This is a genomic window from Pseudomonas sp. G5001 (assembly GCF_013385475.1).
In the GTDB taxonomy this organism is placed as follows: Bacteria; Pseudomonadota; Gammaproteobacteria; order Pseudomonadales; family Pseudomonadaceae; genus Aquipseudomonas.
In genome coordinates, this window is sequence record NZ_JACAPZ010000024.1 from 49,944 (window position 1) to 72,206 (window position 22,263).

General features: G+C 54.0%; 19 protein-coding genes. 18 read left to right on the plus strand and 1 reads right to left on the minus strand.

Features of this window, described 5'->3' with window-relative positions:
• Nucleotides 1–14 precede the first annotated feature (14 nt).
• From HX805_RS20000 to HX805_RS20075, 15 genes are all read left to right on the plus strand, one after another.
• Nucleotides 15–8,399 (plus strand): DUF637 domain-containing protein, encoded by an 8,385-nt coding sequence (locus HX805_RS20000; protein ID WP_177117229.1) that lies wholly within the window; start codon nucleotides 15–17, stop codon nucleotides 8,397–8,399.
• Between the two features lie 6 nt (nucleotides 8,400–8,405).
• Complete coding sequence (locus HX805_RS20005; RefSeq protein WP_008433668.1) at nucleotides 8,406–8,864, plus strand: SMI1/KNR4 family protein; 459 nt, start codon at nucleotides 8,406–8,408, stop codon at nucleotides 8,862–8,864.
• 135 nt (nucleotides 8,865–8,999) lie between these two features.
• Complete coding sequence (locus HX805_RS20010; RefSeq protein WP_371133009.1) at nucleotides 9,000–9,242, plus strand: methyltransferase domain-containing protein; 243 nt, start codon at nucleotides 9,000–9,002, stop codon at nucleotides 9,240–9,242.
• A 91-nt stretch (nucleotides 9,243–9,333) separates the two neighbouring features.
• Entirely contained in the window at nucleotides 9,334–9,708 is a 375-nt protein-coding gene (locus HX805_RS20015; protein ID WP_087693608.1) for a barstar family protein, read from the plus strand.
• Between the two features lie 374 nt (nucleotides 9,709–10,082).
• Nucleotides 10,083–10,718, plus strand: a complete 636-nt coding sequence (locus HX805_RS20025) for an SMI1/KNR4 family protein (RefSeq protein WP_256348234.1) — start codon at nucleotides 10,083–10,085, stop codon at nucleotides 10,716–10,718.
• A 469-nt stretch (nucleotides 10,719–11,187) separates the two neighbouring features.
• Nucleotides 11,188–11,508, plus strand: a complete 321-nt coding sequence (locus HX805_RS20030) for a hypothetical protein (protein ID WP_177117230.1) — start codon at nucleotides 11,188–11,190, stop codon at nucleotides 11,506–11,508.
• 125 nt (nucleotides 11,509–11,633) lie between these two features.
• On the plus strand, nucleotides 11,634–11,789 hold the full coding sequence (locus tag HX805_RS20035) for a hypothetical protein (protein WP_177117231.1): 156 nt from the start codon (nucleotides 11,634–11,636) through the stop codon (nucleotides 11,787–11,789).
• A gap of 49 nt (nucleotides 11,790–11,838) precedes the next feature.
• Nucleotides 11,839–12,195 carry a hypothetical protein gene (locus HX805_RS20040; RefSeq protein WP_177117232.1) on the plus strand — a complete coding sequence of 119 codons (357 nt, stop codon included), beginning with the start codon at nucleotides 11,839–11,841 and terminating at the stop codon, nucleotides 12,193–12,195.
• Nucleotides 12,196–12,430: 235 nt separating this feature from the next.
• Complete coding sequence (locus tag HX805_RS20045; protein ID WP_256348235.1) at nucleotides 12,431–12,958, plus strand: hypothetical protein; 528 nt, start codon at nucleotides 12,431–12,433, stop codon at nucleotides 12,956–12,958.
• A 197-nt stretch (nucleotides 12,959–13,155) separates the two neighbouring features.
• Nucleotides 13,156–13,644: an Imm6 family immunity protein gene (locus HX805_RS20050; RefSeq protein ID WP_003218174.1), complete on the plus strand. Its 489-nt coding sequence runs from the start codon at nucleotides 13,156–13,158 to the stop codon at nucleotides 13,642–13,644.
• A gap of 400 nt (nucleotides 13,645–14,044) precedes the next feature.
• Nucleotides 14,045–14,641, plus strand: coding sequence for a hypothetical protein (locus HX805_RS20055; RefSeq protein WP_023659327.1), 597 nt, complete (start codon nucleotides 14,045–14,047; stop codon nucleotides 14,639–14,641).
• Nucleotides 14,642–14,957: 316 nt separating this feature from the next.
• Nucleotides 14,958–15,188, plus strand: coding sequence for a hypothetical protein (locus HX805_RS20060; protein WP_003218173.1), 231 nt, complete (start codon nucleotides 14,958–14,960; stop codon nucleotides 15,186–15,188).
• 297 nt (nucleotides 15,189–15,485) lie between these two features.
• Nucleotides 15,486–15,647, plus strand: coding sequence for a hypothetical protein (locus HX805_RS20065; RefSeq protein WP_008433669.1), 162 nt, complete (start codon nucleotides 15,486–15,488; stop codon nucleotides 15,645–15,647).
• Nucleotides 15,648–15,651: 4 nt separating this feature from the next.
• Complete coding sequence (locus HX805_RS20070; protein WP_177117233.1) at nucleotides 15,652–16,377, plus strand: hypothetical protein; 726 nt, start codon at nucleotides 15,652–15,654, stop codon at nucleotides 16,375–16,377.
• A gap of 248 nt (nucleotides 16,378–16,625) precedes the next feature.
• Nucleotides 16,626–17,156 (plus strand): contact-dependent growth inhibition system immunity protein, encoded by a 531-nt coding sequence (locus tag HX805_RS20075; RefSeq protein WP_177040697.1) that lies wholly within the window; start codon nucleotides 16,626–16,628, stop codon nucleotides 17,154–17,156.
• Nucleotides 17,157–17,260: 104 nt separating this feature from the next.
• On the opposite strand, the gene HX805_RS20080 is transcribed toward HX805_RS20075, so the two are convergent.
• Nucleotides 17,261–17,518: a hypothetical protein gene (locus tag HX805_RS20080; protein WP_008433674.1), complete on the minus strand. Its 258-nt coding sequence runs from the start codon at nucleotides 17,516–17,518 to the stop codon at nucleotides 17,261–17,263.
• Between the two features lie 390 nt (nucleotides 17,519–17,908).
• Here HX805_RS20080 and HX805_RS20085 point away from each other — a divergent pair, with 390 nt between their 5' ends.
• The 3 genes from HX805_RS20085 (at nucleotide 17,909) to HX805_RS20095 (ending at nucleotide 22,221) form a co-directional block, all read left to right on the plus strand.
• A complete protein-coding gene (locus tag HX805_RS20085; protein ID WP_177117234.1) occupies nucleotides 17,909–18,601 on the plus strand; it encodes a hypothetical protein in 693 nt (230 codons plus the stop codon).
• A gap of 349 nt (nucleotides 18,602–18,950) precedes the next feature.
• The gene (locus HX805_RS20090) at nucleotides 18,951–21,539 is read left to right on the plus strand and encodes an autotransporter outer membrane beta-barrel domain-containing protein (RefSeq protein WP_177117235.1); all 2,589 of its coding nucleotides are present in this window, start codon (nucleotides 18,951–18,953) and stop codon (nucleotides 21,537–21,539) included.
• An 88-nt stretch (nucleotides 21,540–21,627) separates the two neighbouring features.
• Nucleotides 21,628–22,221, plus strand: coding sequence for a hypothetical protein (locus tag HX805_RS20095; RefSeq protein WP_177117236.1), 594 nt, complete (start codon nucleotides 21,628–21,630; stop codon nucleotides 22,219–22,221).
• Nucleotides 22,222–22,263: the final 42 nt, after the last annotated feature.

The following is a 22,263-nucleotide window of genomic DNA, read 5'->3' on the forward strand; positions in this document are numbered from 1 at the left end:
TCGAGAATATGACAATGGATGTTCGCCACTTTGCCTTCCTGGCCCGCCAACCTTCTGCTGCGCTGAAACCGCGAGACTCGTTCTTCGGCCTGCCCAAGCGCGGTTTGGTGCTGATCCTGGCCAACGCGCTGTTCTGGCAGCCGCTGCTGGCCCAGGCCGGAGGCATTGTGGTCAGTGCGCCGGGCACCACCGTCGGCCAGGCCGGCAATGGCGTACCGGTGGTGAACATCGCCACCCCCAATGGCAGTGGCTTGTCCCATAACCAATTCAAGGACTACAACGTCGGCCCCAACGGCGTGATCCTCAACAACGCCAACGGCCCCATGACGAACACCCAGCTGGGTGGCTACATCGTCGGCAACCCCAACCTCAAGGGCGGCGCGGCCAGCGTCATCCTCAACGAAGTCAACGGCGGCAGCCCCAGCCAACTGCGCGGCTACACCGAAGTGGCGGGCCAGTCGGCCAAGGTCATCGTCGCCAACCCGTACGGCGTTACATGCAGCGGCTGCGGCTTCATCAACACCCCCAACGTGACCCTCACCACCGGCAAACCGGTGCTCGACGCCAGCGGCCAGTTGCAGCGCTACCAGGTTGACGGCGGCGCCGTGACCATCGACGGCGAAGGCTTGAATGCCAGCAACGTCGACCGCTTCGAAATCATCACCCGCTCGGCCAAGATCAATGCGCAGATCAACGCACGAGAATTGACCGTCATTGCCGGGCGTAACGACGTCGATGCCAAAAGCCTGAAAGCCACCGCGCGCGCCGATGACGGCAGCGCAAAGCCCGAGCTGGCCATCGATTCCTCGGCATTGGGCGGCATGTACGCCGGTGCGATCAAACTGGTGGGCACCGAGGCCGGCGTAGGGGTGAAACTCGACGGTACGCTGGCCGCCAGTGGCGGCGACATCCAGCTGGATGCCAACGGGCGCCTGAGCATGGCGCAGACGGCGACCACCGGTAACCTCAAGGTCACCGCGCAGAACGTGAACCTGACCGACAAGATCTACGCCGCCGGCAATGTGCAGGTGAGCAGTGCTGAAGAACTGGTCAACCAAAAGAGCCTGGCCGCTGGCCAACGCATCGAACTCAACGCCACCACCGTCACCAACCCGGGCATCATCGAAGCAGGCGTGCAGGCCGATAACAGCCGCAATGCCACCGGCGATGTGGTGGTGAATACGCAAACCCTGAACACCAGCGGCAACGTCCTGGCCAGCCGCTCGCTGAGCGCCACGGCCACCCGGGAACTGAACAACCAGGGCGCAGTGATCCAGGGTAAAACCGTCACGCTGAACAGTGCCAGACTGACCAGCCAGGGCGCCACCGCGCGGGTGTATGGCGAGCAAGCGCTGGCGATCAACGCGCCGGCCATCGTCAATCTCGGCGGGCTGATTCGCTTCGGTGCCGATCAGGCGGCAACGCTGCAAACCGATTCGCTGGATAACCGCCAGGGCCATATCCAGGTCGCGGGCGGCAGCTTGACGCTCAACAGCGGCACGCTGAATAACACCGGCGGGCAGATTGTCGCGGGCAACCTCGGTGTGACAGCGGACACGATCAACAACCAGAACGGTTTCCTGGTTGCCGACGCCGTGACGGTCAACGCCGCCCGCCTCGACAACAGTGCCAAGGGCTTGATCAGTGCCGAGAAAGGCGCGCTCAACCTCACCGTCACCAACACCTTCAACAACAGCCAGGGTCATGCCCAGGCTGGCACTGACTTGAACCTGCGCGCCGGTGACGTCGCCAACCAGGACGGCAAGCTGGTGGGTGGGCAACTCACCGCTACCCTCGGCAGCCTCAGCAACAACGACGCAGGTGTACTCAGCGCGGATGCCGGCAAGTTGACCTTGACCGTCGCCCAACAGTTGAACAACGCCAAAGGTCACTTGCAGGCCGCCCAGGGCGACATCGAACTGCACGCCGCGAGCCTGGATAACCAGGGCGGCGCCATCATCGGCAAGCAGTTGCTGCTGGATGCGCGAAGCGGGCAGATCGACAACCGCGCCGGGCGTATCGTCGGTGACCAACTGGACGTCCGCGCCGGCAGCCTCGACAACCGCAGTGCCGGGTTGCTGGCCGGTGGTGTGCCGGGTGTGAGCGTGGTGCTGGGCGACCAATTGCTCAACACCCAGGGCCGTATTCAAAGTGAGGGTGACCTGCTGCTGACCGGCAAGCGCCTGGGCAACAGCGCCGGGATCCTGCTGGGCAAGGCCCTCACTGTCACCGCGCAAGACCTCGACAACAGCAGCAAGGGCGCGCTGGTCAGCAATGACGGCGACATCACCCTCAACACCAGCAACCTGCTGACCAACACCAACGGCGTGATCGACGCCGCCGAACGCAGTGTGCTGGTCAAGGCCTTGACCACCCTCGACAACCAGGGCGGCACCTTGCGGGGCAAGCGCCTGGATATCGCGGCGCAAACCCTCGACAACGACCAGGGCCAACTCCTGGCCGGCAATCAGGGCGTGAGCTACCGCGGCCAGGACCTGAGCAATCGCCAGGGCATGATCCTCAGCGGTGGTGCGGCGGTCGACCTGACGCTGGGCACCTTGAACAACCAGGGCGGCACCGTGCAAGGCGACAGCTTGACGGTGACAGCCGACAGCGTCGACAACAGCCAAGACGGTACCAAGGCTGGCGCGTTGACCGCCTTGAAGAGCGACCTGCAACTGACGGTCGAGGCCTTGACCAACCGGGGCGGCAAACTGTTCGGCAAGGAGCACGTCACCGTCTCCGGCGCCACCCTGGACAACAGCGCCAACGGCCAGATCAGCGGCAATCAGCTCAGCCTGACCTCGCGTACCCAACTGACCAACCAAGGCGGCCTGATTGAGTCCAACCAGGGCCTGACCTTCAATGGCGGCAACCTCGACAACAGCGCGGGCGGCCAACTGCGGGCGATGGAAGGCGCCAGCAGCACGCTGACGGTCACCGACCAACTGAATAACCAGAACGGCATTCTTGAATTCGGCAGCCAGGCCTTCAGCCTCAGCGCCGGGCATCTGAATAACCAGGCCGGGCAACTGCAGCACGCTGGCACCGGCGTGTTCAGCCTCAATACCAGCAGCCTCAGCGGCAGCCAGGGCAGCATCAATGGCCTGGGCACCGCCGACTGGTCGTTCGGCCGGGTCGATGGCCTCGGCCGTGTGCAACTCAATGAAGCCTTGCACTACACCAGCACCCAGGGCCTGAGCCTCAAGGCCGGCGACCGCCTGGCCAGCGCCAAGGGTCTGACCCTGGATATCGCCAGCCTGGATAACGCGGGCGAGTTGCTCAGCGACGGTGACCTGAGTGTCAACCTGACCGGCGACATGACCAACAGTGGCCGCCTTTCGGCCCAGCAAAAACTGAGCGTGGTCGCCAACAACCTCAGCCAGAACGGCGGGCGTTTGGCCGGCGGCACCACCACCCGCATCACCCTGGGCGGTACGCTGGATAACCTCGGCTACCTCACCGCACGCCAGCAACTCGACATTGCCGCCGCACAGATCAACAACCGCGGCACCCTCGGTTCACAAGGCAACGTCAACCTCAACGCCAGCAATGGCATCAGCAATAGCGCAGACACGCTGCTGTTCAGCGGCGGTGATCTGACCCTGCGCGGGAACAGCTTCAGCAACCTGTACGGCGACGTCTACAGCAAGGGCAACCTGAGTTTCGCGGCGCTCGATGGCGGCATGGCGGCGGGCTTCAGCAACCTTTCCGGTACGGTTGAAAGCGAAGGCAATATCGGCATCAGTGCGCGGAATGTGGAAAACGCCAAGGCTGAATTCGAGTTGGGCCAGACCGTCACCACCGGCAGCCTCAATTGGCAGTGCGGCCAGCACTGCGGCGGGCACGACTCGTTCAAGCGCGGTCAAATCACCATCAACCAGACCTACCTTGAATCCGCGATCAAGGACTCGGCCTCTGCACGCCTGGTGGCGGGCAAAGACCTGCTGATCCAGGGCGACAACGTCCAGAACCGCTATAGCCTGCTGGCGGCCAATGGCAACCTGAGCATCACCGCCAACGACCTGCTCAACCAGGGCGCCGCGACTCGCACCGGGCAGAACACCATCGTCATCGGCACCCCGCAGCGCATCGACACCGATGAGTGGGACCGGATGGAATACATCGACGTACCCGCCTTCAACGCAGCAGTGGCAGCGGGTAATTTCGATGAAGCACGCTTTGAGGTGCTCAAGGCCCGGTCGAGCGACTGGCGTTTCTCCGAACAAAGCAACGTCACCACCTGGACCGACAACGGCGGCCCGGGCTACACCGCGACGATACAGGCCGGTGGCGCGGTCAACCTCAACGTTGCGCGCACCCTGCAAAATGGCACGTTGCACACCAACACCCTGGAGCAACTGACCGGCACCCTCGGTGACGACCAGACCGGCATCCCCGTCGGCGGCATCAACATCAACCTGAGCAAGCACGTCAACGACGCCACCGCCCAGGCGCCAAGCAGCGTATTGCCGGTGACCAGCATCGCGCCCGACGGCCGCTACGTACCCGTGGACTACACCGGCGAGTCCTTCACCCCGGTCGACCCCACCACCGCGCCCGGCTTCCAGTTGCCCAAGGGCGACTACGGCCTGTTCATCAAAAACGCCGACCCCACCAGCCACTACCTGATCGAGACCAACCCGAACCTCACCACTGTGGCGGGCTTCTTCAGCTCCGACTACATGCTCGGCAAGCTCGGCTACAGCCCCGACAACGCCTGGCGTCGCCTGGGTGACGGGCAATACGAGTCACGGCTGATCCGCGATGCCGTGCTGGCGCAAACCGGGCAACGCTTCCTCGCCGGTGGCCTGACCAGCGACTACGACCAGTTCCGCTACCTGATGGACAACGCCCTGGCCAGCAAGGACGCCTTGCGCCTGAGCGTCGGCGTGTCCCTCACTGACCAGCAAGTCGGCGCCCTGACCCACGACATCGTGTGGATGGAAAACCGCGTGGTCGACGGCCAGACCGTGCTCGTGCCGGTGCTCTACCTGGCCCAGGCCGACTCCCGCAACGTGCGCGGCAACAGCCTGATCCAGGGCCGTGACCTCAACCTGATGACCGGCGGCGACCTGATCAACGTCGGCACCCTGCGCGCCAGCAACAACCTCTCGGTGGCCAGCAGCGGCAGCCTCTACACCGGCGGCCTGATCGAGGCCGGCAACAACCTCAGCCTGCTGGCCCAGGACAGCATCCGCAATTCCATGGCTGGCGAGATACGCGGCACCCAGGTCAGCCTCACCACCCTGAAGGGCGACATTACCAACGACAACACCGCCATCCAGGTGCGCCAGGGCGCCGGCATGCGCACCCTCACCGACAGCAGCGTCAGCACCATCACCGCCCGCGAAAACCTGGCCATCGACGCTGGCCGCGACCTCACCAACCACGGTGCACTCACCGCCGGCGGCGATGCCGACCTGAAAGCCGGGCGCGACCTCAACCTGATCGCCGTCAGCGACACCAGCGAGATCCACGCCTTCAGCGACGGCGGACACAAATCCACCATCACCACCGACGTGAAAAACCAAGCGGCCACGGTCACGGCCGGCGGCAACCTGAGCATGGTGGCGGGGCAAGACGTCAACATCATCGGCAGCAACGCCACCGCGGGTAAGGACCTGAACATTCAGGCCGGGCGCGATTTCAACGTGGCGTCTGTCAGCGATGTGCACAACGTCGAAGGCAAGGAAAAAGACGGCAAGAAACGCATTAAGACCGCGGATGAGCAGACCACGCAGTTAGCCAGTGTGCTGACGGCGGGCAGGGACTTTACGAGCCAGGCCGGGCGCGACACCACGCTGGTGGCGAGCAAGATCAGTGCGGGGAATGAGGCTTATCTGTATAGCGGGGATAAGTTGAATTTGCTGGCGGCGCAGAACAGTACTCATACGTTGTATGACATGAAGGAGAACGGTGGCTGGGGCGCGAAGAAAGAGCAGCGAGACGAAGTAACCCGCACCACGAACGTTGGGACCGAGATCAAGACTGGCGGCAACCTCACGTTGATCAGCGAAGGTGACCAGCGTTACCAGGTCGCGAAGCTTGATAGTGGTAATGACATCATTCTTAACAGTGGCGGGGCCATCGTCTTTGAAGGCGTCAAAGACCTTCATGACGAGAGCCATACCAAGAGCAAGGGTGACCTCGCTTGGTTCAGCGCCAAAGGTAAAGGCAACACTGACGAAACGCTGCGCCAGAGTGAAATGATCGCTCAAGGGCAGGTCGTTATCAAAGCTGTCGACGGATTGAAGATTGATGTCAGGCAGATCGATCAGCAAACCGTTAGTCAGACCATCGATACCATGGTCAAAGCCGATCCGAATCTGGCTTGGCTCAAGGATGCTGAAAAGCGCGGTGACGTGGACTGGCGCCAAGTCAAAGAGATCCACGATAGCTTCAAATACAGTAACTCCGGTTTAGGTGCGGGCTCGCAGATTGTAATAGCAATTCTGATGGCCGCATTTGTCGGGCCGTTGGCAATGACTGCGGCTGCAGGTGCTGGAGCAGGCGTCGCTGTCGCGGCAGGTGCGGGAGCCGTAGCGGCAGGCGCTGCGACCAATGCGACGGTTAGTGTCGTTAATAATCGTGGCAACTTAGGGGCGGTGTTCAAGGATGTCACCTCTTCGGATGCTTTGAAGGGGTATACGATTTCCGGTGTGACCGCTGGATTGACCGCAGCTTATTTTGATGGCTGGACCGGAACTCATACTGATCAGGCGACTAAGCAAATAACGGGGCCACAGCTCAACACATGGACTGGTGTAGGGCAGTTTGCCGCGAACCAGACATTGCAAGGCGGTACTTCAACGCTGTTGAGTAAAGCATTGGGGCAGGGCGGCAGTGGGAGTGAGGCGCTGAAAACTGCGCTATTCAATACCCTGGCAGCGGCCAGCTTCAATGCCGTCGGCGACTACACGAAAAAGTGGAACATCGAAAACGGTTCAATTCCCAAGATCGCGATTCATGCGATGGTCGGTGGCCTCTTGGCCGAAGCAACGGGTGGAGATTTCCGTACAGGCGCATTGGCAGCCGGCGCCAATGAGGCACTGGTCGTACAGCTTAACGACATCGTGAAGGGCGACAAGACATTGTTGTCCATGAGTTCTCAACTGGTCGGTGTTTTAGCTGCGGCCACACAAAAAGATGCAGATGCTAGCAAATTGGAGAAGGGTGGCTGGGTGGCGAAAAATGCCACGCAGTACAACCACCAGCTTCACAAGTCTCAAGCCGATGCGTTGGATGAACAGCGACGGTTCCATCCGGAAAAGGCTGATCGTTTGAATGCGGCGGCCTGCGCTTTGGTTAGTTGCGCAGAGTCGATCCCGACCAACGATGAAACCTATAAGGACTTCAAGGCACTTCAGGATCGCGGCGCCACTTTTAGTGAGGAGATCGCGTTACTTGAGGCGACCGGCCAGTTTGGTGGCCGTAGTTGGCAGGATTGGAGCGACGATACGCTCAATGCTCACGGCAAGGCGGTGCAGGTCGTTGGAGCAAGCAAAGACACTGCCCTTGGCCTAGTCGGAGGGGCTACTGCATATACCGGGATGGTGATGTCGTCACCCGCATGTGTTGGCGTTGTTACCTGTGCCTTACCCATCGGCTTAGGAGCGCTTGGCACCACCTCGATTGTGGGGGCATGGGATTCTGCTAGCCGGATTACGGCGGATTTTAAATCCAATGAGCCCGACCGAGTGCTAGCTTCTTTCTTTCCGGAAACCTTTCCAGGAGAGTCGAGCGTAACGTCTGACCTGGCATGGAGCACGGCGAAATCCGCAGCTCAGGCGGCTCTGTTTGGCGGCGCGAGTAAATACTTTAATGGTAAGTTAGCTGGAGAGCTTGCCAGTGGTGCAAAAGGGCTAGGTTCTGCTGGTACGGGCACGACGGCGGGTAGTAATGTTGCAAGTACGACGCCTAAAGTTGATGTTTTTTGGAATAAAACAACAGTTCTAGATAGGACTGTTTATCAACGTAACGACCTCTTTGACCCAGAGGCCCTATCGACCTGGAGAGTACGAGGTAAAACTGTTGAAGGCTCAAACCTTGAGAGGATGGCCTCGGGTCGAGCACCAATTGGGTATGATGGGAAATCAGTTGAGTTACATCATCTCTCGCAAACTGAAGTTAATGGATTCGCTGGTACTCGTGGTTCACTTGCAGAAGTTGGTTCTGTTTTCCATAGCCAGAATAGCAGTGTTCTTCATGTCCCATCCAATGCCGCTCAAAGCTTTAGGTATACTCGTTACAAAGACTCTGCAGAATACAGAAACCCTACGACTGACTATGTTTCAGTTCCTACGGATTTGAATGCAAAAACATTGACAAAGCAGGCTAAAGAGTTTAACTCTTATCAGTCGGATTATTGGAAGTTGCGGGCTCGGAGCGGGGAGTAATTAGGCGTGGATTATTCGAGAATAATTAATCTTATTAAAGAGTCGGATTACGTTGAGTTTGCTGATTATGGTGACGGGATTGCTGATGAGTGGATTTATAAAGCTGAAGCTCGTCTTGGGTTGAAGTTGCCTGATAGCTATAAATGGTGGCTGAAGTGTTATTCTGGCGGGGAAATATCTGGGGAGGAGATTTATAGTATCTACGAAATGGATTTTGATAGTGTAAGGGGGGGGGATATCGTTTATATGTCAATCGTTAACGGTCGAAATGGGTTGTGTGGGAAGGAGAGGCTATTTATCTGCGAACCGCCGGGTGCAGGGGAATCATTTTATTTTGCCACGGACGATGGTCTTAATGATGGAGAGTATCCTGTTTATAGGCTTGAACTTTCTGATCAAACTTCTAGTTTGTATGCGAAAAACTTTATCGATTTCTTAGAAAAAAGAATAATGTCTTTCAGTTGAATAACGATTCTGCGTTTAAAAAATGGTTGAGAAAGGCTCGGTGCAAAAGCGACAGGAGAATTAGCTGGTTCTGGTGGGAAACCCACTGTTGAGTTATTTGGTGGGAAGAATGCTCAAACTCCTGGTGCTATAAACGTGGATGTCCGAGCAGATATTCAGTCTGGTATTCGAGCGGACGCAACGAAACTTCCTTTCAAGGATAGTTCGGTGGGAGAGATTGTTGCTAGTAACCCATTCATTCCCAAGAGTGCAGGTGGTACTAACTCAATGATGGATTTTCTTCCGGAAGCTACTCGCGTGGTTGAGCCTGGTGGAAAGATATTTGTCAACGCAAATGCTGCGAACCCTTACGTGCGTAAAGGGGACGGATTTATTTAAATATTTAAAAATCCAGATGAGTTGATTAAATAAATCCGTCCCCTTTGACCCCAAAACCTTCATCCCGATAAAAAATTGAGGCCTGTCGAAAATGTTGCCATTCAAGTTTGTGGACATCCCGCCTTCATATGACGCGGCCGAGGTTTTTTATGTGCGGATTGACCCGTCCATTGGGATTGCAGAGGAATTGATAAGATCGCTGTATTACCTGCTTTGGTTGCCGGGGTATTTTGGATTTAACTGGGATGCCTTATATGATTGCTTAAGAGATCTTAGCTGGATTCCATGCCACAAAATCGTCCTTGTACATGTGACTCTTCCAGAATTGCCAAGAGAGGATCTACAGGTATACCTTGAGATTCTACGTGATGCGGTCTTTGATTGGATTGGTGACGAAGGGCACGAGATAGAAGTAGTCTTCAGAGAAATTGATAGGCTTACGGTCGAGGATCTGCTAGACAAATAGCTTAAGCCGCTGGTGCAAAAGCAACTGGGGCCGCTGGCGGTGACGCTGAAAAGATTGTCACAGTCAGCAAAAGCCGCTTTCCTGAATCAGCGCAACACATCGAAGATGCTATTGACGCGGGTAAGCCTGGTACTCTGACCATAGATCGCGCGAATGCAGCATCACGCAGGCGTGACTCTTTGCGCGGTACTGAAACCAAGCCAGGCCTTGATCGTGATGAATATCCACCTGCAATGTTTCAAGAGGGTGGTCAAGGTTCCTCCGTAAGACATATCAACCCTAGCGACAATCGCGGGGCTGGTGCCTGTGTTGGTGCTCAATGTAGAGAGTTACCAAACGGAACGAAGATTCGAATAGATGTGGTGGATTAGAATATGTCCAGCTTGGAAAAATTGTTATCGAATGCAAGCTCATCTTTGAGTGATCATGCGCCGGAAATTTCTGGGCCGTCACATAGATTGGCCGGTGCTTTAGCTGATCAACTTTTAAGGATGCTGGTTCAACGCAATGGCTTCTACGCCCTAGAAAGCGCTTTACATGTGTTTCCCACACATTCTAGTCAGGACGAAATTGGTCTTCGTGATTGGAATGAAGATACTCTTTGGCGCGCTGCTTATAAGGGTATTGCCGATGGTTGCTTATTTTTTGCTGAAGACATTTTCGGTGGGCAGTTCTGTATTAAAGATAACAAGATTTATATTTTTGACCCGGAAACCGGGGCACTAGAGTATTTGGCTGACGATATTGAAAGCTGGGCAAAAATAATACTTAGTGATTATGAGGCGCTCACGGGCTACCCGTTAGCGCATCAATGGCAAAAGAAGAATGGTCAGCTTCCCACAGGAAAACGTTTGTTGCCGAAGGTGCCATTCGTGCTGGGAGGAGAGTTTGTGCTGGATAATATGTATTTGGCAGATGCTGTGGAGGGGATGAGGTTTAGGGCTGATATTGCCTGCCAAATTAAAGACCTACCAGACGGAGCTGAGATTAAACTAAAAACTGATAGTTAAGTGTTTAGAGTTATATGAAGAAGTCGGTGCACGCCACCGTTATTGCGAATGCGGGTATTGGTGGTCCCCTATTAACAACAAGCGTAAAGGGGGCGGATTTATTTAAGTATTAAGTTCAAAAAGTTCCAGATGAGTCGATTAAAGAAAATAGGGGGCAGACCACGTTTTAAGGCTGGCAGAGTTGCTCTTTAAAAACATGGAAGAATAGTGGTCTGACGCCTATTTCCTCGCGTTAATGGTCGGCCTGCTGGCGAAGCGACTGGCAGCGACTTCAAAACCGGTGCTGCGGCTGCCGGACTGAATGAGGCACTGATCAACCAGCTGGCTTGGGCAGCACGCGGTAATGACGACATCACGTTGATGCTGTCGCAGCTGACGGGCTTGTTAGCAGCTGCAGCCGTTGATGGTGATCTTGAAAAGGGCTCGGAGATCGCCCAAAAAGCCTCGACGTACAACTGGCTGACTCACCGTGAAATTGAGGATGCGGACAAGGCGAGAGCTGGGTGTAGTGCGCTCGGAGCGGGAGCGGGTGCGTGCGAGAAGAAAAATCATCAGGGATATGGACGAGCTCGATAAGTCCAGAAACCTTGGAATGTTTGATCTTGAGCGCTCATTGCAGCTATCAGTTTTGCGAGATGGAATGACGCAAGGTGAGTACCGTGAAGCACTGCTCGACGGCTTCAATGGCCTTGATCCGAAAGACCTGGTCTTCACGGGCTACGCGCCTGCCAACGTAAAGGGGACGGATTTATTTAAACAATTTAAAACTCCAGATGAGTTGATTAAATAAATCCGTCCCCTTTGACCCCAGGATCCTACGACTTTGTTACATTACCTGACGGAACTATTAAGGTTAGTAGACAGAATGTGAATGAGCATTTTTCGACACATCTCGGGCTTAGGGGTGGAGGAGAAGTGAAATATGCCGGCTCGGTACGCTTTGGTAATAATGATGGTCCAGAGCGAGGAAAAATAACAGGTTGGGATAATAGTTCTGGCCACTATCAGCCGCCGGCCACCTTAAAAGGTAACTCGGGGCTTCCAGAAAAAACATTTAATCCAAGAAAATAGGTTTGATATGGACGCTCGGTTAACGTCACTTTGTAAAGAAATAGTGAAGATGACTTCTGATCAGGCTGCGGCTTGGATAATGAGTGAGTATCCTATCAATTCTGAACATTGGAGTGAGGCTTTGGTGCTTATACCTCACCGATCTTGGAAGAAGTCCGAACAAAGACTCTTAGCGGAGTACTATTTCAAGAATGTCCCTTTTTCAAGTGGAAAAGGCTATGAAGCGTTCGCGTCAATTATGTCTACTAAACTGATGATTGCATGCCTTAAGGACGCTGTGCCGAAGGATCCGGCCAGGTGTGATTTGATGCAGTATTATTTAATTCCGGTGCTGGAGCGTTTTGCGAAAAATGATACGGATCGAATGGCTATAAATGATTTTTTTTGTGCTGTTTCCGCAAAATAAAAAGAAGCGCTTTAGGAAAAGCGGGGTCGGGCTACGATTAATGTGAATGCGGGTATTGGTGGTCTAGCCCCTGTTTTGGCAAAGAGAAGAATAGCGGTCTGATCCCTATTTCCTCATCTAGAGAGTTGTTAAGCAGAACCGTAAAGCGTAAAGGAAGAGCGTAAAAGGACGGATTTATTTAAATATATAAATTCAGATGAGTTGATTAAATAAATCTGTCCCCTTTAACCCTTCCTTGCCTGAGATTACTAAAGCGACGCTTTATTTTCCTCATGCCGACAGTCTAGTGCTGCGAATAAATGAAGTGATTCAGGCAGGTACACTAAAAGAAAGGTTATACCTGTTCCCAACCACGGATTCGACCGACTTTGAGTTGATGCGCAAGGGGAAGGCCTGGTTGCAAGATCAGGCAAATTTTTGTAAATCGCTTGGCGACAATGAACTGTACGAAATATGCAGTCATGCAAAACTGGTTTACGGCGACAAAGATGATTTTAAGTCTTTTGACAAGCTGGATACTCCAAGTAGTTGGATACTTGAGCTGGTGGGGGATCAGGTAAGGGATTCAAGGTTGCTCAAGACTGAGCAAGAATATGCGTTGTTTGAGGCGCTTTACGGCGTCGCTGCTGACTATTATTTGGCGTGGTATATGGGGCAACCTTTGATAACACTGGAGTTCGATTTTCGGTCATATTTTGAATTTTGGCGCGTGAGCGGTGTTGGGTATCTCAGTGAAGATCGATTTTTGATATGCCGAAGATAACGGATTATACGTAAAGGGGACGTGTAAAGGGTGGTGTAAAGGGGACGGATTTATTTAAACAATTTAAAACTCCAGACGAGTTGATTAAATAAATCCGTCCCCTTTGACCCCTGCTCTTCTGCTAAGAGTTACCGCTGAGGGAGGGGCAGCAATGCCAAATCGTCTAACAGTCCTAGTTAAAGATGGGAGAATAGGTAATGGACAATGAAGAAGCGCTTAAAGTCATTGACAGTATGATGTGGGTAAAGAAAGCCTCAATTTTCCTTCTGTTGCTTGATTATGCTCTACGTAACCTTGACTCGGCGAGTGATACGCAAAAAAAATGTCAGGAGGCAGTTGATAAGTGTTGGCGATGGTTGTCTGATCGAGGGCTCAGTGCTGATGAATTAGCATATTATCTAGACTCCGATGATATGCAGAGCGGACCGCTGGCAGAAGGAAATTTTGCATCTGAAAGCGTAGAACAAAATAGTTTAATTTTAATATTGTTGGTGATCGGTTTTTTTGCCAATAAGGCCTATAAGATTGTAGGGCTACAAGAGCAAATGTCTGAGCCGGTATGTGAGGCGGACGAGAGCTCTGCTGTATATATTGTTGATTATATTGAACGGATAGGCTTGTCTGATAAGTTGAGTGTTTATCTATCTGCACACGTTTTGGAAAATAGGGGGCAATCCACGTTTTAATGCTGGCAGAGTTGCTCTTTAACGTAAAGGGGAAGGATTTATTTAGGACGTAAAAGTGACGGATTTGTTTAAATATTAGATTTAAAAACTCCAGCTAGGTCGATTAAATAAATCCGTCCCCTTTGCCCACTGAGAGCTTGGATCCTCGCACAGTTAGCTCTGTTGAGAGCAAGCTTGGTGTGAAAATAGGTGAATTAACAAGTTTTTGCAGGAATTCTGCTGGTGCATGTGCAGAGGTATCAGCAGTAGATAAGCTTGTCAGGTCAGGAGGGAATCCAGAAAATATCAAATTCACACAGGCTTTACGTCCTAAAACCATCAGGGATGAAGGTGGATACACCCCTAAAGCAGTTATAGAAACATGCCCGAATTGTAAGGTGACTTGGCCGGGGAATAAATGATGGTTATTGATGAACAATGGGTTCCAGGATTTGGAGAAATTGTTACTTGGTTTGCGATGGACAAAGCCGGTGCTATTGCCGTCATGGTGAATAACTGTTTTGGATCGTTACCAAAGGTTTTGTTGGAAGTTACAGCTGTGGAGCAGAAGCTTGATAGCTTAAGTGAGTACTTGTGGGAAGAGTCTGGTGATTACGAAGAATATCCGAAAGCTAAAAACGGTAAAACAATTCTTGATTTATACTCTGCCTGTGCATATCGTCACCTAGACTCTAGGGCTGAAGTGGAACGATGGATAGCGGATCGATCTTCACTCCAAGCCAGGCTGACAGAATATAACCTTCCAGCAATTAAAGGTGTCTATATATACCATGCTATAGAAGGTAGTGTGTCTGGGGAGGACTTCCCTTCCGGTTATGATGGAGAGTCTAAAATGGGGGACTATTTTCGCTACTTAATCCCTAGCGTTAAGGCTGGTATAGAAGATATTCCTTTTGAGCTTAGGGGGATAGTTGTTGTTTCTGATAGTCTGGAATTTTCAGATGTGAGTTTTTGGTCTGGAAGTTCTATTGATGAGCATTTCTCTCGTATGTATTGACGTAAAAGGGGCAGATTTATTTAAATATTAAATTTAAAAAATTCCAGATGGGTCGATTAAATAAATCCGTCCCCTTTGACCCAGTCCCCTTTGACCCATTAACCCAAGAGGTTCCTGCAAGGACAGAAGGACCTACTCGGGGTGCTTCTTTCGCCACGGAGTTTGATCCTAAAACGGGCAGTACGAGGCAATGGATGGAAAGCTATGACCATGCAGGAGAAGTAATCCGTGTCCACCCGAAAAGTATTAATGGGCAGCCGGTTGATGCTCAGCACTACCCTCCGACCGCAGGAGAGCTAAAGAGTTGGGGGCAGCAATGAGCATGGAAGACATAGTGGCTGACAGACTTGGAAGAGCAGTTGCTGATGGATTTGATATTTTTAAAATATCAAAAGAGGCACTTGATATTTACCAAGATCCAAACCTTTCTCTCACAAAAGATTTAGACATTGCGTTGTTGTCACTAATGGCAATGGTCGAAGGGCCAGAGTTTGAGATGACAGAAAAAGAATTTTATGATTTTTTATCTGATATTCGACAAATGTAGTTTTCAATATACCCAACTTGATCAGGCACTATCGACACCGGCCTTGCGCCGGTGTTTTGCACTCTATTTGCACCCTTTTTGCCGCCTTCCTGCACTCATCCTGTGAGCGTAATGCGTAAAGGGGACGGATTTATTTAAATATTTAAAAATCCAGATGAGTTGATTAAATAAATCCGTCCCCTTTGACCCCAATCCAATAACTTCCCAGTTATTGACTTCCAGCTCGACACTAATGTGGTGAGTTTGAAAACGATTGATACCCGAGGTAAAGGGTGGTCTTATGACATGAGAACCCATATGGACACCTTGCAAAGTTCAAAAATTACCGTGGATGGCGTACCGGCAACGAAAATTTTGGACATCCGAGTTCAACCGGGCGGAATGGCTGACGCGAGCAAGCTTATAGAGTATGGAAAGCAACGTAATATTACTGTGATTATTAAAGAGTTCGGTGGCTAATCATATGGCTGAAATTGAAATTGTCTTTAGCGAGAGGCTACATGATGGCGCTTCAGTTGTATGGGGGCGGCTAATACAACAGCTCAAAAACTTTAATGAGGATACCGTCATTGATGGCTTTACCGGCAAGAAAATAGGGTTGGCGGACGTTTCGAATTACTTGAAGAAAAACAAGTGTCAGAGTTTTTTTATTGAGCTGGCAAACGGTTCTGTCGAGTTTTCGTATGTGGCAGATAAAGCGTTTTATCGGCTTGATATGAAACACCTGGCGAATTCGATTGAAGTTGCACAGACCTTGATTGAAGCTTTAATCGATGAGCCCGGCTTTGTTCAGGCTCGAATTTACGACGCCGAGTATGATCGATGGCAAAATGCCGAGAGTCTTACGCTCTTTGAAGTTGAGCGCGTCGAACACGCTCATCTGCCCAAGAAAAGTAATGGGCTGCCTTTTCCGCTGACCCAAGAGGTCGTAGATATATCAAAAAATCCTGGGCGTTGGGTTTTAAGAAACGGCTACATTGAGGCGGTTGGCGCTTTCATGTGGGTAAGCAAATCCTTGCTTCAGTTAGTGGGTGTCGACGAAAAGAAGTTAATGGATATCGACTGCTTTGCAGTAGAAGATTTGGGCGGCGTTTTGAAGATTGCTGCCTATAACCAGTGCTTCACTGCAGCCGTAGGGGCTCAGGCAAAGAGGCAGGACTTGCTGAGAGAAGTTTTGTTTAACGCGTGAATTAGAGCGAGAATCGGGCGCGGGAAATAGGGTTCAGGCCACGGTTTTCTAATTAAAGTATTAATAGTGGTCTGACCCCCTATTTCTCGGTCGATGATATAACAGCGTAAAGGGGGCGGATTTATTTAAATATTAAAAATTTCTTATGAGTTAATTAAATAAATCCGTCCCCTTTAACCAAGTCAATAGAGCCATTGAATATGGTCAGAGCAAAGGCATTACGGTAAAAATTACCAAGGTGAATTAAGATGAACGATGTCGTGAAAACAGCCTGGGCGGATGCAGGAGTCAATAAGGAATTCATTTACGTTAAAACTTATTCTGGCTATCGGAGTAGTCGAGCTGATCCACAGGGTGTCGAGCATCACGCCAGCCCTGAAATCAGTGATCAAGAGTTAGGTGTTGTGGTATTGGATGCGTTGGCCCATAGCCGATTTGTGCTTCCCGAGCCGCGTAAGGATGTTTGGATTCACCCCGAAGCTACGTTTGATATGGATTTATACGACTACGACTTGACCAGTCAACGATATGATCAATGGGTTGGCAGTACTTGGGAGCGCTATAGCTACAAGAGTAAGCGTGCATTATTTAAAGATATGAAAAAATGCAGTATTGAAAGTAAGGGGGACCAGATAACTATTCGTCCTAGCCATCACGAAAAGCTAGAAGCCTGGAGTGGTAAGGGACTAAGTGAGAGTGACTATGTCATTATCCCCGGCGGTAGTAGTCCTTCCGATGTAGGTGCGGCCTTACGCTTGGCTTTTAGTCGGTGCACCTAATACGTAAAGGGGACGGATTTATTTAAATATTAAATTTAAAAAACTCCAGATGGATCGATTAAATAAATCCGTCCCTTTGACCCCGTCCCCTTTGACCCGTTTACTCAGGATGGATCGGTATTGAGTCTGCGGCTGATGACATCCAGCAAATCACACCCATCTCGCAGCGGAATCGCCAGCAATTGGGCGAAGTCTTGAAGCACCACAGCATCGCTGCTGAGTTGGTCGCGAAAGGCCAGGTTTTCCAGCAGTTGGGTGACGGCGCGAATCCGGTATACGGCGGCGTCGTGGAGGACATCGAGGGGCGCATGGGTGTCGATAAGCAGGGCGGGGACGGTGCAGTCGTGGCCCGTGAGGGGCATGTATCGATTCATTGTCAGTACTCTGTTGGTGGATTAAGCCACCACTCATTCGTCGCCAAACGAATGGGTGGCAGCTGTACGCAGGTTGGCGAACCGGCAACAGAGTAAACCGGCAGACCCGAAGGTCTCCCGCGCACAGCCGCCATATCATGCACAGCTTTGCGGGTGCAAAAACACCTGCATAGAAGCGGGATGCTTTTGCGCTCTGTTGTCAGGTCGCCAAACCTGAATCGCCATATGGGCGACGGCCCGGACTATAAGCCCGCACCCAAACCCACGCAAGGCAGCAAAGTACTGGCCCAATCACAAGGCCTCATGTCTTCACCCCCATTGCCGACACACTGGCGTTGATTAAACGCATCCACCCACCACCAACATTAAAGGACTGATGTGAAAAACCTTCTCCTGGTTCTCCTCTCCACCCTCATCCTCGGCGGCTGCGTCAGCCAGCCCCTCACGCCCGAGCATCGTGCGCAGGTCAAGACGGTCAAAGTGCTGCCCGTAAAGTGGGAAAAGAACATGGTCTACATGGGCCGTGAACAAGCCTGGGGTGCGGCCCTGGGCGCCGGGCTTGGCGCGGGCGTCGGCATGGCCAGCGGCGCGTCCAAGCTGGGCACGGCAGCCTTGAGCGGCGCGGGGTTTGCCGCCGGCATGAAGGCGGGGCAACTGGCCGAGATGTCGACGCCTGCGGCGATTCTCACGGTGATGGACGTCGAAAATATCGACTTGGGTGTGTTGCTCAAGCAGGCCTTCATTGATGCCTTGGGTAAGACGTCATCGCTCAAAGTGGTGGGTGACGACGAGCCGGCCGATGCGCAGATTCAACTGACGGTAGGCGAGTGGGGCTTTCGCCTGACCCAGGGTTTCAGCAGCGTGGTCTACCCGACGCTCACCGTGGTGGCGCGCATGGACCGTGGCGACGAGATGCTCTGGCGCACGGTGGAGTCGATCACGCCGTTCAATGGCCAGAATGTCTACGGCTACACGCCGCTCACTTATCGCACTGATCCTGAGGCGTTGCGCCGCGCGTTGACGGGTATCACGCAGATCTCCGGGAGTTATCTGGTGAAGGAGCTCAAGTAGACCAGCGAGAGTTCTCCGCGTGGCTTGCGGTGGCTGATCCTGACGCGAGCAGTTTGATAGAACTCGCCGAGCACCTTGAACATTTTGTATATCCCAGTGTCTTTACCCCGCCCACCCGCAACCGGTCGGGCTGCATGGACTGCAGCGTTTTCAAATGACATTAAGGATTAATGTGAACCTCGCCCCCCAAGCCTCTTTTCTGTCACCGCCCGCTGTGGTGCACAGGCGCGCGCCTGCGTTTCAGGAAGGCACCCTGGGGGAATGCATTCGGATCAATTGATCCCTCGCTTAGTACACCTACTGCCGCCGGGCCTATTGGCGGCTTTTAATGTAGTTCATGGAGTTTGAAATGAAGCGTAAGCAGTTCCAGAAAAGCCTGTTGGCACTCATGGTCGGCGCAATCAGTTCGCAAGCGCTGGCGGTGGAATTCGACCTGGGGCAGGGCAAGAACATTTGGGTCGGCGAGACCTTTAATGAGTCATTGATTATCAACGGGACGTTCTCCGAAGTAGTGGTGCCGACCACCACCAACCCTGCCGGACTGGGTGTGGCCAACACCACTATCCAGGGTTCGTTGATCAACCGTGCCGACATCACTCTGGATTCCCAGGGCGCCGCCATCCGTGCGATTGCCCTGGACCCGCTGTTCTGGTCGGGCCCGCAGAATCTGAGCCCGGGAACTGTCACCGGGGACGTGGTCCAGGCGGGCAACATTCTTATGAAAAATGGGGGTTACGAGGGGCTTGAGATCGGCGCGACGACCATCGGTGGAAGTGTCATCAACTCCGGCACCATCCGTTCCACGCTGCCCCTGAGCCCGCCGGCTTCACCCTCCTACGTGGATGGCGGCGAAGGCATTTACCTGCATGGCACCACCATCGCCGGCGACGTCTCGAACACCGGTGTGATCGACATGAGCGGTGATTACGCCATCGGCCTGATCCTCGACCGTCAGAACAATCTGGGTACCACCGTCGGCGGCAAAATCCTCAACGCCGGCACGCTCAAAGCGACGGGCGAGGGCGCCTGGGGCATCGAGGTGGAAACCGACACCAACCCTCTGCGCATCGAAAACAGTGGCCTGCTTTCTGCCAACGGCAATGACGCCAAGACGGTGATGTTTCTAAACGGTACGGTCGACTACATCCTCAACACCGGCACCGTCGAGGCCACGGGCACCAACGCCAATGCCTTCGAGTTTGCCGGGGCAACCTTTGCCCAGAACAGCGCGACCGGCGCGCGCGGCATCGTTAACCGCGGCACGATCAGCGCCGATGGCACAGCCATTCATGTAGATGCCGCGGACCAGACCTCGGCGTTCGAGATCAACCAGCAAGCCGGCGAAATCCGCAGTAACGCCGGCATCGCCATCGACGCCGCCAACCTTGCCACGCTGAATTGGACCGGCGGCAAAATCACCGGCGACCTGCTCAACTTGAGCGCGGTGAATGTCGCAGGCCAGGCCGATTTCACCGGCAGCCGCATCATCGCGCCGGTATCGGTCAACTCGGGCTCGCTGAACCTGTCGGCGCCCGGTACTGCGATCACTGGCAACCTCAACGTTGCTAGCGGCGCAGGTATTGATATGCACCTGGCCGACAGCGTAGTGCCGACCACGCCGTACCTGACCGTCAACGGTGCAGCGAATTTCGCCCAGGCTTCGAAACTGACCGTGAGCGCCAAACCGGGCGACTTCGCCAGCACCAACAACGGCACTCAGTACACCCTGTTGCAAGCCACCAGCGTGCATGACAATGGCCTGTCTGTGGCCAGCTCGTCCTCTCTGCTGAACGTGCTGAGCTACTCGGCCGACGCGCAAACGGTCAAGGCCGTGGTGGCGGTTAAAGACAACCAGCAAGTGCAGCAGGAGCTCGCCGCGGTGGGCGCCGGCGCTGCGTCAGCGACGGCGGTGAACACCTTTAAAAACGACGTACTGAGCGGACTCAATCAGAACGACCCAGTGTTCCAAACCCTGGCTGACGCCGGCACAGCACAGCAGCTTGCTCAGGTCAGCGAACAACTCAAGCCGGACGTCAATCGCGGCGCCCTGGACGTGGCGTTGTCGGGCCAGACCGTGGTCAACGGCGCGATCTTCAACCGCCTCACCGACCAGCGCGAAAGCCATCAAACCGGCGGCGTGTGGGTGCAGGGCCTGAGCAGCAACATGGACCAGGACGGGCGTGGCGGCAACAACGGCTACTCGGCCAACAGCAGCGGCATGGCCGTGGGTGTGGACGGGCGCTTGAACGACACCACCACGTTGGGCGTGGCGTACAGCTACCTTAACTCCAACATCCATTCCGACCTCGGCAACAAGACCGACGTGGAGGGCCATGCGCTGTCGCTGTACGGCAACTGGTCGCTGCAAAACTGGTTTGTCGACGGCAGCCTCAGCTATGGCCATAACGACAACGACAGCAAACGCCATATCGCCGGCACCACAGCCAAGGGCAGTTACGACAGCAATGTGCTGTCTGCCAGTGTGATCGGCGGCTACAGCTTCAAGCCGTCGCAGGCCGTGGTGATCGAGCCGCGCGTGGCAGCGCGTTACGCCAACGTGCGCATGGACGGTTTCAACGAGAAGGGCTCCTCGGCCGCGCTGAGCACCCAGTCGCAACGCTATGAAGTGGGCGAGCTGGGCGCTGGTGTGCGCTTGGCGGGCAACTTGCCCATGGGTGCCGGTAGCTTGCAGCCGGAAGCAACCTTGATGGCGTATCACGACCTGATGGGTGATCGCGTCGCACAAACCTCCAGCTATGTGCTCGGCGGTTCTGCGTTCACCGTCACCGGCGCTTCGGTGGCGCGTGACAGCTATGAAGCCAGTGTCGGCGTGAACTACCAGGTGTCGGACTTTACCGTGGGTGCCAGCTACACCCGCCAGGCCCGCAGTGGTTTTGATGCCGATGGGGTCATGCTCAAGGCGCGGTACGCGTTTTAAGTATTACGGCCGATAGAAAACGGCATCGGGCTGCGGTTCTCCCACGTAGCCCGAGCCAGATTTTTAAATGTGCTCAAGGAAGTAACCCATGAAAAAGACCTCACTCTTAATCCTCGCCCTGGCCTTGGCCGGCTGCCACTCCACTGCCAGGAACTCCTCGCCAAGCCTGCTGACGGACGGCGTCCAGTTGCAGCAGAAAAAGGTCGAGGTGGACGCCGAACACGCCAAGGTCATCATGAAGGCAACCGGTTTTACCTATCCGGTGCAGTTCTCCGTACGCCGTAGTTCCGATGCAGATCAGCGTCCGGAAATCCTCGGGACGGTGGTGGATTCCGGCCGTGGCAAGGTATTCGGCTGGATCGCCAAGATGAACGAAGTGGGCAACAGCGCCGTCGCCAAACGCTTCCCGCAGTTGGAAGTGCAGGCTGACCCGGGGCAGCCCTTTGAAGTGATCGGCGAGTCACGGGTCTACAACGCCAACTATGTCGGCCTCGTCAAAACCTATGTGTATGAGTGCGGCCCCATGAGTTCGACCTTCAAGCCTGAGAAGCAAAAGGTTTACCTGGTGGAATTCGTGATTGTCGGGAAGGGCTGTGAGCAGCATGTGTATGACGTAACTGCGCCTAATGAGCGTGTCCCGGTGGCGACTGTGGCGGCGACAGGAAATATTCCGTCGCTCTAAGTTGCTTTAACCCGAATCGCCAGCCCCTTGCGTCTGACCTTG